The sequence below is a fragment of the Roseiarcus sp. genome, from assembly GCF_052145395.1.
GTDB lineage: Bacteria > Pseudomonadota > Alphaproteobacteria > Rhizobiales > Beijerinckiaceae > Roseiarcus.
The window spans coordinates 1-10,773 of sequence record NZ_JBKQOT010000174.1; the positions used below are offsets into that span (position 1 = coordinate 1).

Below are 10,773 nucleotides of genomic sequence, written 5' to 3' on the forward strand. Positions count from 1 at the left end.
ACCGATCCTCAACTTCCTTCGCGGCCTCGGAACACCGTTGTGAGCGGCTTTGCTGCCGGTTCATGGCATTGTCAAGGGAATTCGCGCCATGGAAACCGCAGAGAGGGCGGGTCGCGAGCACTCGACCCCTGACCAAAGGTTCGCTCCGCCCTCCTTCGCGCAAACGGGGTTCTGGCTGGCGGAGCAGCTCGTGCCAGGCCTGCCGGCCTTTAACCTTCTGAGGGCATTTCGGATCCTGGGCTCGCTCGACCCCGAGTTGGTCCGCAAGGCGTTCCGGGCGCTCGTCCAGCGGCATGCGGTCCTGCGGACGAGCCTTGCTCTTGTGAACGGCGAGCTGATGCAGGTCATCCACGAACAGGCTGAGGTCGAGCTGCCCGTTCAGGAGCTGTCCGGACTGGAAGCCGCGCTCGCGCTGGCGGCGCAAGAGGGGCGCGCAGGCTTCGATCTCGCGCGCGCGCCGCTGCTCCGGCTGAGGCTGTTGCGGATCGCGCCCAAGGACAACGTGCTGGTGCTGTCGATGCACCATGCGGTGACGGACGGCTGGTCGATGAGCACGCTTTTCAACGAGATCGCCGAGATTTACGGTGATCTCGCGGCGGGACGGCAGCCGCGGCTCGCAGCTACCCGGTTGAGCTACGCGGATTACGCGAGCTGGCAGCGCGACCACCTGACCGACGAGGCGTTGTGCGAGGAGATCGCCTATTGGAAAGGGCGGCTGTGCGGCCATCCGGCCCTGCTCCCGCTCCCGACCGACCGTCCACGACCCGTCTCGCCGAGTCATCGTGGCGCGATAGAGCGATTCGCGATCGACGAGATCCTGACCGCGCGGTTCAAGGCGCTTTGCGGCGCGGAAAGCGCGACCCTGTTCATGGGGCTGCTCGCCGCGTTCCAGGTGCTGCTTGCACGCTACAGCGGCGCGACGGACATCCTGGTCGGCTCACCCACGGCAGGGCGCGACGACCCCGACCTGGCGAAGGTGGTCGGCTGCTTCGTCAACACGCTGGTCATCCGCACGGATCTTTCCGGCGAGCCGACGTTTGCCGAGGTCCTGGGACGGGTGCGCGATGGCGTGCTCGGCGCCTTGGCGCATCGCGCCCTGCCGTTCGAGCGGCTCCTCGCCGCGCTCCGGCCGGAGCGGAGCCGAAGTCACGCGCCGCTGTTCCAGGCGATGTTCATCTTGCAGAATGCGCCGCGGCAGCACGCGCGGCTGCCGGGCCTGACGTTGGAGGAGCTCGATGTCGATCCGGGGACGGCGAAGTTCGACCTGACGCTTGAGACGCTGGATCGCGACGGGCGGATCGAGTGCTGGCTCGAATACAACGCCGACACGTTCGAGGCCGGGACCGCACGGCGGATGGGACAGCACTTCCGAAACCTTCTTGCGAGCGTGGTCGAGACGATCGACGCCCCGATCCCGATCGGACGACTCGAGCTGCTCAGCCCGGCGGAGCGCGATCGCCTGATCCGAGACTGGAATGCCACGGAGGCGGCCTATCCGCAGGACGAGACCATCGCGAGCGCCTTCTCGGCCCAGGCCGCGCGGACGCCAGATGCAGTGGCGCTGATTGAGGGCGCGCGCCGCATCAAATACTGCGATCTGGACGAGCGGGCCGCGCAGGTGGCGCAGTCGGTCAGGGCGTGCGGCGTGCAGCCGGGCGAGCCGGTCGCGGTCTACCTGCGCCGTTCGAGCGACGCCTACGCGGCGATCCTCGGGCTGCTCAAGGCGGGGTGCCCCTACGTGCCGCTCGACACCGCGCAGCCGCGGCACCGGCTGCACCTGCTGCTCGCGAATGCGGCCTGCCGGCTGGTGCTGACGACAAGCGACCTGCAGAGCGAGCTGCCGGACGGCGTCGAGGCGCTGTTGCTCGGCGCCGGCGCCGCGATGTCGTCGGCGCCGCTCTCGTCGCCCGTCAGCGCGACCGCTCCCGGCGACATCGCCTACGTGGTGTGGACCTCCGGGTCGACCGGCGTGCCGAAGGGCGTCATGGGCACGAACCGGGCGACGATGAACCGGTTCCACTGGATGCGCCACGCCTACCCGTTCGAGCCCGGCGAGGTGGTCTGCCAAAAGACGGCGCTGGGGTTCGTGGACGCTGTCTGGGAGATGTTCGGCGGGCTGGTCTGCGGCGTTCCCACCGTGATCGTGCCGGATGACACTGTGCTCGATCCGGACGCGATGATCGCCCTGCTGGCTGAGCATCGGGTCAGCCGCATCGTGCTGGTTCCCACTTTGCTCAGCGTCCTGCTCGACCACGCGCCCGACCTCGGCGCGCGGCTGCCCGCCCTGCGGTGGTGGACGGTCAGCGGCGAGGCGCTGCATCCGGACCTCGCCTCGCGGTTCCGGCGGACGGTGCTGGACGCCCGCCTCCTGAACCTTTATGGCTCGGCGGAAGTGGCCGGGGATGCAACCGTGCACGAGGTCACGGCCGAAGACCGGGACGTCGTTCCGATCGGGAAGCCGATCGCCAACACGCGGATCTACATCCTGGATGATCGGGGCCAACCGGTCCCGACCGGGGTGCATGGCACGATCCACGTCGGCGGCGACTGTCTCGCGGCCGGCTATTGGGGACGCCCCGACCTGACGGCCGAGCGCTTCCTCCCCGATCCCTTCGTACGGGACGCCATCGTGTTCGCGACGGGCGACCGGGGTCGCCACCGGGCGGACGGCGCGATCCAATATCTCGGGCGCTCGGACGCGCAGACGAAGATCAGGGGGGTCAGGGTCGAGCTGGGGGAAGTCGAGGCCAACCTGCTCGCGAATCCGGGGGTGTTGCAGGCGGTGGTTCTGCCGACGAGCGAGGCCTCGGAGCAGCGCCAGCTCGCCGCGTTCGTGACCAGCAAGGACGGACGGACGCTGCGGGCCGAGGAGCTCCGCGGCTTCCTGCGCACCCGGCTGCCGCCGGCGATGGTGCCGGGCCCCATCCTCTGGCGTCCGGCGCTCCCGACCTTGCCGAGCGGCAAGATCGACCGCAAGGCGCTGCTCGACTCGCTGACGCTGGGCGACGCCGCGACCGGGGCCGGCCGCGCGCCTGACGGCGACCTGGAACGACGTGTGGCCGCGATCTGGGAAGGGTTGCTGAAGCTCGAGGGAATCGGCGCCGAGGACAATTTCTTCGATCTCGGCGGCAACTCGTTGCTCGCCATGCAGGTGATCGTGCGGTTGCGCAAGGAATTCCTGGTGGAGGTGTCGATTCGCGCGCTGTTCGACGAGCCGACGATCGCGGCGCTCGCGCGAGCGGTGGCGAGCGCGAAGGCGAGCGACGCGACCGCGCGCATCCCGGCGATCACGCCCCGCCCGGAGGCGGCCCGGAGCGATCTGGCCGCCGAACTGAGCCGGATGACGCCGGAGCAGATCGAAGCGCTGCTGGCGCAAGTCCGCCGCGAGCAGATGCAGCGGGGCGGCTGACCGCCCGCTCGCTTGCGGACGGCCTCGTGGCGTCAGCGCCAATGTGGCATCACAGGCCGGCGATCAGGCGCACGGGGTTTGCCTTCTCGCCAATCCCGAAACCGAGCTCCTTCGTGTTCCTCACGGTGGACGGATCGAGAAAGGTGCCGAAGAGACGATCCCAGACGGTGAAAATTAATATACGGGACGCCGACCGGGAATTGCTGCTGGACGGTCGCGCGGCACCCGGCCAGCCAATACATATAGGTCGGCGAATGGTGCCACTTATGGAAGCGCCAAAAATGCCGCGTATGCATCAGCCGGTGCATACAATAATACCCGAAATCCGTTCCGACGAGGTAGATGGCGACGCGGACCGGAAGCGGGAGGCCGGTGACGGCTCTCGGGAATGGCCAGACGTGAAACGCACGGTCATGCAAGAAGAAGACGATCGGGATGACGACGAAGACATTGAACAACTCGGCGCCCAAGTCCTTCGGGGTCACCTTCGCGTGCGGGGCGGATCGAGCGCGCCGATCATTTCCACGACCGTCCAAATGCAGGCTCGCGTGAGGAAGAAAGTCGCGAAGAACAAAACGGGACTGTTGACGATCGTGTACACCAGGGATTTCAGCATCAGTTGCACCGCGTGACGGAAGAATCAGAGTGTCGGACGTTCGCCCCTGCGCCGGTGGAGTGCTGACGAATTTGACATCGATGGTCCTGGTAGAAGTCGCCGGCGATGATCCGCCCAGGATCAACGCGAAGCAGCGAACAGCGCGGTCGCCAGTCCAGCCGCTCGCCGCCGCGACTGATGGCGACGTCCACGCTGTAGAGGCCGCGCTGCATGACGAGGAGGGGGATGGTGAATTCCACTTCGCCGGCGCCGGCCTCGAGGTTGGCGCCTGCGCCGGACGAGATCTCCGTGCACAGATAGCCGCTCGGCCAGTTGAAGGAGACGGTGAAGACGACGTCCCCCAGTGCTCGATTCGCCTCGTAGGCGAGGCGGCAGGTGAGCGGATCGCCAGTCCGCGCCGGGCCGCCATCGTGGCCCTCGAACGTCAAGCGAGCGGCCACGATGGGGCGCTGGGCCGTGCTCCCACGGGCCGGGTCGGGCAACGCGCGATAGCTCTCTTCCTGGTAGGCCTCGATAATGGCCCGCGGATCGCCGTTTCGGGTCACTTCGCCGTGCGCGAGCAGGAGCGCGCGGTCGCAGAGCCGCTCGATCGCGGCCAAGTCGTGGGAGACCAGGACGATGGTCTTGCCGGAGCCGCGGAGCTGGCCGATCCGGTCGAAGCAGCGCGCCTGGAACTCGATGTCGCCGACGGCCAGCACCTCGTCCAGCAGCAGGATGTCGGCGTCGAGGTGGACGGCGATCGCGAAGCCGAGGCGGACATACATTCCGGAGGAATATTTCTTGACCGGCAGGTGCTGGAACGGGCCGATGCCGGAGAACTCGACGATGCTCCCGATCTTCCGCTCGATCTCGCGATGACTCATCCCGAGGATCGCGCCGTTGAGGAAGATGTTTTCCCGCCCAGTGAGATCGGGGTGGAATCCGGCTCCGACGTCGACCAGCCCGGATAGCCGCCCATCGAGCCTGACCTCGCCCTCCGTCGGCGTGGTGATGCCGCACAGCAGCCGGATGAGCGTGGTCTTGCCGGACCCGTTGGCACCGACGACGCCAAGCGCCTCGCCGCGCCCGACCTCGAAACTGACCCCGCGCAGCGCCCAAAAAGGCTCTCGCCGCCGCGGGATGCGGTAGCGTTTCGAGATCCGATCGACGACGATATCGCTCACTCAAGCCTCGTCGACGAAGGCGGTCTCCGTGCGCTTGAACAATAGGTAGGAGACCGTGAGCGCGACCAGCGCGACGCCCGCGCAGTACACGAGATCCCCAACTCGCGGCGTTGCGGCGTCCAGGACCGCGCTCCGGAAAGCCTCGATGAGCAGCGCCACCGGATTGAGCCAATAGAGCTTTTGCAGCGATGCCGGAACGATCGTCGCCGGGTAGACGACGGGGGCCGAGAACATGAGCACTTGAAGCGCGAGCGGAAGGGCGACGCTGATGTCGCGGATGCCGATCTGCAGCGCCGAGATCAGCAGGCAGATCGCGGTCACGAGCAGGACGAGGATCGCCAGGATCGGGGCCGTGCCGAGGAGCGCCCAGGAGGGGGCCGAGCCGGCATAGCTCGCCGCCGCCAGCAGCACGCCCGTCGCGAAGAGAAGGTCGAACAACGACGCGGCGACGAAGGAGAGCGGGATGATCTCGCGCGGGAAGTAGACCTGCTTGATCAGGTGCTGGTGCGCAAGCATTCCGCTGGCAGCGGTGCTGATCGATGTCGCGCAGAACGCCCAGGGAACCACGCCGGCGAACACGAACAGCGCGTAGGGCGTCGGGCGCGATGCGGCGAGGTGGGAAAAGATCGCACCGTACAGCACGACGAGCGCGAGCGGCTGCAGCACGGCCCAGAGCCAGCCGAGGAGGGATTGGCGGTAGCGGACCTTGAGCCGGGCAAGGGTCATGGCCCGCACGAGGCTCCGGTAACGCAGCAGCGCCTGGGCGCCGACCAGCACGTCGAGTGGGGAGCGCAGCGGGCGGATGACCGTCCGCGGGCGCGGCGCCGTCAGGGGGAGGGTCATCGCCGCTGGGCTTCCTTGAGGATCTGCGCAATCAAATGCTGGGCAGGCGGGTGAGCGAGCATCAACGAGTGCGTTCCGCCCGCGGCGTGGACGCGCAACCCCTCGCTCGCCCGAGCGGCCCACCCCTCGGTGACGTCGACGAAACCTTCGGTCGGAACCGCTTGGAAGAACTCGATCCGACCCTCGAAGCGACGTGCGGGCCGCCAGGCGCGCAGCATTCGCCAGGTGGCGGTCCAGACTCGCTCGTAGGGGTCTTCGGCCGAGCGACCGGGCGCGAGGCGAACCTGCAAGGCGGCGAGACGTTGCCGGAGCTTGTCCTTGATCTGGCCGTTGGCGATCAGCCGGCGGATGCGGCGCAGTCGGGCGGGATAGATGTGGCGTTTGCGGAAGTAGCCGCGGACGGGGGTGTCGAACTGGGCGAGAAGCGCGACGGGACTGCCGAGGGCTTGCAACTGCAGCGCCGCTTCAAGCGCGAAGATGCCGCCGTCGCACATGCCGCCCAGGAGGAACGGGCCTTTCGGCCAGATCCGCAGCATGTCGGCGACGAAGACGGCGGCCACGTCCGTCACCGAGGTCAGCAGCGCCTCGCCAGCCAGGAGGCGCCGTTCCTGCAATCCGAACGCGTCCAGCAGATAAAGCGGCTGATCCCACCCGAGCGCGAGGGCGAGGTCGCGGACAGTGACGTTCGGGATGGAGCAGAAGAACGGAATTCGCGCGCCGCGGGTCTGGATCGGCTGCACGGAAACGGGCGACCAGCCGCCCTCGATCCGGCGAGCCATCCCGGAGACGGTCGGCTCTTCGAGCAGGAGCGAGATGGGAACTTTGCGCCCAAGCGCACGGCCCAGACGGGCCGCCATGGCGACCAGTTTTAGCGAGTGCCCGCCGAGGTCGAAGAAGCTGACATCCCGATCTGCGACGGGCACGCCGAGGGCCGCTTCCCACTCGCGGGCGATCAGGTCCTCGTGCGGGCCGCCCTGAAGCAAGGCGGCGGGAGGTGCAGCCATGGACAAGGGGATCGCGGCGCCAGGGTTGGCGGTCTCCCAGGCAGACGCCCGCGGCAGCTCCGCGACCGCCGCCATGGGGCGGGCGACCACCATTCCGGCCAGGAGCAGGCAGTGCTCGAGGAGGGCCACGATCTGGTCGCTCGTATAGCGGCTCGTTCGAAATTCTGCTCGCAGCCAGCACAGGACGTCCGTCTCCTCAACGAGGCTGACGCTGAGCTCGAACGGGGCCGCGTGGCTTTCGAGCGGATACGGGCTCGCCTGGAGCGGACCGAAGGGGCGAGCTGAGGCGGCCGCCTTGACCGCGACGAACAGTACGTCGAACAGCGGATTGCGCCCCTTGTGACGATGCGGCTGCAGCGCGGCGACGAGTCGTTCGAACGGCAGCTCCTGGTGGGAGAGCGCATGCAGCATGGCGTCTCGAACCCGGTGCAGCACGGTGGCGAAAGGTTCGTCGGGGGACAGCACAGTGCGAACAGGCAGCAGGTTCGCGAACAGGCCGATTACGGGCTCCGTCTCCACGCTATTGCGGCCGGCGACGGCGATGCCAACAATCCCGTCCCGCGCGCCCGTCCGTTGCCACAAAACGATCGCCAGCAGCGCGAGGAACACGGTGTAGGGCGTCGCATCGAACCGCTTGAGGGACCGCAAGAGCGCGTGGGGGATCCTGATTGCACGGCTCGCTCCCGCGAAGTCGGCGGCCGGGGCCTCGGCGGCAGTCGCATAGCGCAGCGACGGCGCGTCCGCGAGCGCGACCCGCCACGAGGCGAGCTGCCGTTCCGCTTCCGCGCCCTTCAACCACCCCCGCTGCCATTTGGCGTAATCTGCGTACTGAACCTGGAGCGGAAGAAGGCGAGGCTCCCGGCGAGCGGCGAAAGCGGCGTAGCTCTCGGCCAGTTCGTCGATGAGAAGTCCGAGCGACCAAGCGTCGGCCACGATGTGGTGCACCGTGATGACCAGGACGTGCCGGCGCGGGGAGATACGGAGCAGAAGGACGCGCACCAGCGGGCCCCGCCGAAGGTCGAACGGCTCCCGAGCCGATTGCATCGCGCGCGCGTAGGCTTCCTGCTCGGAGCAAGCCGAAATGTCCAGCACGGGCCGAAGCACGGGATGAATGGTCTGAACGAACTCGCCCTCGTGCAGATCGAACGTGGTGCGAAGGGTTTCGTGGCGGTTGACGACGTAGTGCAGAGCAAGCTCGAGCGCGGCGCAGTCCAGTTCCCCCTCGAGGTGCAGGCCGAAACAGAGGTTGTTCGGCGCGTCGCCGCCGGCCACCTCGTCGATATACCACACGCGCGCTTGTGCGGAGGACATTGGCCAAATCTGCCGCAAGCTCGCACGGTGGTCCGCGCCCATCGGCCCCATGACCCCGTCCATGACTAAGACCGCTCCCACGAAGACTTGTCTCCTATGTGTGCAACGCGGCATCTAACCCTTCTCGGTTGGATTGAGCAACCGTCGGGGGGGGGCACTAAGAGTCTGTCATGCGTGTGCTAAAGCTTAAGGATTTCTGCCAGAATCGGAATTGAACGAAGCCGATGCTACGGCGAAGGTGGAAACCCTGAGGAGGTATTGGGGTGACGTGAGTTTACTCCTGCCTGATAGGAAGGCGTATCGAAGCGCTCTTTCAGACAGGGTACTTTAGATGCCCGAGATGAGTCCTCTCCCCTCGGTTTCATGCGTAATCGGGCGGCGGGGTGAAGCCGCCCAACGCCTGATCGATCAGCCGGGCGAAGGCGAGCGGCGTGCGGTCCTCGTATTCCGGGCCGATGATCTGCACGCCGATTGGCAGGCCGTCCGCCACAGCGATGGGAACGACGGTCGCCGGCAGGCCGCAGGTCGTGGCGGGGTCGGCCCAGACGAGCTGATCCAGGTACCGGAAAGCCTCGCCGTCGACATCGATTCTCCGGTCGTTTTGGCGCTCGCTTTGATCGTGAGGAAAGGCGGGAGTCGAACCCACCGGGCAAACTACCACGTCGAAATGCCGGAAGAAGTCGCGCCATTGCTGCCTCAGCCTCTGGCGAGCGAAGTCGGCCTGTACCCAATCCCTGTGGCTCAGTAGCGCCCCGCGCAGGAATTCCGCGCCGAGGCCCGGCTCCGCGGCAGGGAGGCTCTCCGCGGCGGCTCTCGTCTCTTGATAAAGCTTGTCCGGCATGGCCGACGTCAGGACGGCGCTGAGCAGTTTGATGTAGAGCCTCGCCGACGCGGCGCGATCCGGCAGGAGCGGCGTTTCGCGCCGGACGTCGACGCCGGCGGAGACGAGCTCTTTCGAAAGGCGCTCGAGCGCCGCCTTGACCGAAGCTGACGTCGGGACGAGGGGATGATCCGCGATCAGAAGAACCCGGAACCCCTTCGCGTCCTCGGCGCGCGGCAGGGGAAGCCCAAGCCTATAGGCCCGTCCGTCGGCCGTCTCGTCCGGGCCGGCGACGATGTCGAGCAGAAGGACGAGGTCGTCGACCGAGCGCGCCATCGGCCCGACGACGGCGAGGTCCCGCACGACGGGCAGGTCGGGCAGGCCGGGCGGGACGTGGCCGCGCGCGGGAACGAGATTGAAGGTCGGCTTGTGCGCGCACACCCCGCAGAAATGAGCGGGATTGCGCAGCGAGCCGCCGATGTCGGAGCCGAGCGACAGCGGGCCGAACCCGGCGGCGAGCGCCGCCGCCGAACCGCCCGACGAGCCGCCCGGCGAGCGCGTCCTGTCCCAGGGATTGTTGGTCGTGCCGTGAATGGCGTTGTAGCTCTGCCAGTCGCCGAGCGCGACCGGCACGTTGGTCTTACCGAGGACGATCGCCCCTGCCGCCTTCAGTCGCTTGACGGTAAGCGCGTCCTCTTGCGCGACGTAATCCTTGAAGGCGGGAAAGCCCAGGTCGTCGGCAATCCGGCGACGTTGTAGGATTCCTTGACCGTCATGGGTACGCCGAGAAGCGGCGCGGCTTCGCCGTTCGAGCGCGCCACGTCGGCCTTGCGCGCGGCCTCGCGGGCCCGCTCGAAGTCGCGGACCGGGACGGCGTTGAGATCCCCGTCGAGTGCTTCGATCCGGGCGATGAACGCTTCCGTCAGCTCGAAAGCCGAGACCCTGCGCTCTCGCACAGCCGCCGCGAGTTCGCTCGCGGTGCGGTACGCCCATGGCGCGGCAGGGTGGGAAGAGCTTCCGATCATGAACGAAACTCCGCAAGGTGAAGCGTCCGGAACAGAATAACGAGGATGGCGATCGCCGCAATTCCGCTCCCGCTCCGCCGATGGCAAAAGCGCCGCTACCGCACTTCGCTAATCGGGCATCCCTCGAGCGCCGCCATGAGAACCACATGCGAACCCTGGTTGTAGTCACCTATGTCCCTATGCCGCCCCGCCCGTCAGCGACAGACGTTGGCGTGCCCCGGTAGAAAGCTGGAACGATGTCCGAGAGGCGAAAACCTTCGGCGCCTATTGCTCCGCCGCGAAAAGCACGAATGGTCCGCGATCTGAAGCGGAAGATTGCCTCTTGAGTACGCCATGGCGACAGGGACAGTGAAATGGTTTAACGTCGAGGTCGTACGGAACGTGTCAACGACAATGAGACGCCTGGGTTGGTAATTTAGGCTTGGATTTCAGGCTTGATTTGGGGCGTTTGTCTCATCGTCATTGGCACGGAGGGGTAGTCCTGACGGCCGGTGCTTTTCGAGACCGACAGCCAGCTACGCCGCGGGCCGGTCGGGTCGTCGTCGTTGATCACGTCGATGCTGCCGGCCGGAGCCCCGCCGG

The 10,773-nt window shown here is 67.2% G+C and carries 6 protein-coding genes and 2 pseudogenes; 2 read left to right on the top strand and 6 right to left on the bottom strand.

The window, feature by feature from the left end; genetic code table 11:
- Nucleotides 1–88 precede the first annotated feature (88 nt).
- Entirely contained in the window at nt 89–3,409 is a 3,321-nt protein-coding gene (locus ACLP25_RS06145) for a non-ribosomal peptide synthetase (RefSeq protein ID WP_442468345.1), read from the top strand.
- A 32-nt stretch (nt 3,410–3,441) separates the two neighbouring features.
- Here the strand turns inward: ACLP25_RS06145 and ACLP25_RS06150 are convergent, their stop codons facing one another.
- The 6 genes and pseudogenes from ACLP25_RS06150 to ACLP25_RS06175 all read right to left on the bottom strand — a co-directional run bounded on the left by ACLP25_RS06150 (nt 3,442) and on the right by ACLP25_RS06175 (nt 10,191).
- Complete coding sequence (locus ACLP25_RS06150) at nt 3,442–3,717, bottom strand: sterol desaturase family protein (protein WP_442468350.1); 276 nt, start codon at nt 3,715–3,717, stop codon at nt 3,442–3,444.
- Between the two features lie 173 nt (nt 3,718–3,890).
- Entirely contained in the window at nt 3,891–4,025 is a 135-nt protein-coding gene (locus tag ACLP25_RS06155; protein WP_442468346.1) for a hypothetical protein, read from the bottom strand.
- Nucleotides 4,025–5,188, bottom strand: a complete 1,164-nt coding sequence (locus tag ACLP25_RS06160) for an ABC transporter ATP-binding protein (RefSeq protein WP_442468347.1) — start codon at nt 5,186–5,188, stop codon at nt 4,025–4,027. Before ACLP25_RS06160 ends, ACLP25_RS06155 begins: the two co-directional genes overlap by 1 nt.
- Nucleotides 5,189–6,031, bottom strand: coding sequence for an ABC transporter permease (locus ACLP25_RS06165; RefSeq protein WP_442468348.1), 843 nt, complete (start codon nt 6,029–6,031; stop codon nt 5,189–5,191).
- Nucleotides 6,028–8,346 (bottom strand): condensation domain-containing protein, encoded by a 2,319-nt coding sequence (locus tag ACLP25_RS06170; RefSeq protein ID WP_442468349.1) that lies wholly within the window; start codon nt 8,344–8,346, stop codon nt 6,028–6,030. The genes ACLP25_RS06165 and ACLP25_RS06170 overlap by 4 nt, the downstream gene beginning before the upstream one ends.
- 361 nt (nt 8,347–8,707) lie before the next feature.
- Nucleotides 8,708–10,191, bottom strand: a pseudogene (locus ACLP25_RS06175) (amidase).
- Between the two features lie 187 nt (nt 10,192–10,378).
- Here ACLP25_RS06175 and ACLP25_RS06180 point away from each other — a divergent pair.
- Nucleotides 10,379–10,543: pseudogene (locus ACLP25_RS06180) on the top strand (carboxylesterase family protein); the annotation flags it as partial.
- Between the last annotated feature and the right edge of the window lie 230 nt (nt 10,544–10,773).